The sequence below is a fragment of the Bifidobacterium xylocopae genome (genome assembly GCF_003315615.1).
GTDB lineage: Bacteria > Actinomycetota > Actinomycetes > Actinomycetales > Bifidobacteriaceae > Bombiscardovia > Bombiscardovia xylocopae.
In genome coordinates this window covers 1-444 of the sequence record NZ_PDCH01000071.1, presented here as the reverse complement: position 1 = coordinate 444, position 444 = coordinate 1, and the positions used below count along the sequence as shown (strand labels likewise).

Annotated in this window: 1 protein-coding gene; it reads left to right on the top strand. The window is 63.1% G+C overall.

Going from position 1 to position 444, the window contains the following annotated elements; all coding sequences use genetic code 11:
* A partial coding sequence (locus CRD59_RS07670; RefSeq protein ID WP_330849140.1) for a malic enzyme-like NAD(P)-binding protein occupies positions 1-444 on the top strand: 444 nt, incomplete at both ends.

Here is a 444-nt window from a genome sequence, read left to right as displayed (position 1 = left end):
ACGATATACAGGGCACGGGCGTCACCATTCTGGCGGCCCTCCTGGCAGCCCGAAAGATCTCAGGCATAGCCCCTGAGGAGACCAGGACGCTCGTGTTCGGCGCCGGAACGGCAGGCGTGGGTATTGCCGACCAGCTCGTTGATGGCCTGGTGCTGCGTCATGGCAGGGCTGAGGAGACAGCCCGCAGGTCGGTGATGCTATTTGACCGTCAGGGTATGGTCATCTCCGACCAGGAGGATCTGACCGAAGGGCAGCGGAAGTATGCTCGTCAACCTGGTGAGTTCCCAGCTGTGAGTGACACCGGTTCCCTGGTTCAGGCGGTGGATGCCTTCCGTCCCACTGTGCTGGTCGGCACCTCCACCAGGGCCGGCGCCTTCAGCAAGGAAGTCGTCAAGACCATGGCCAGCCATGTGGAGCGCCCCCTGATCTGCCCCATCTCCAACC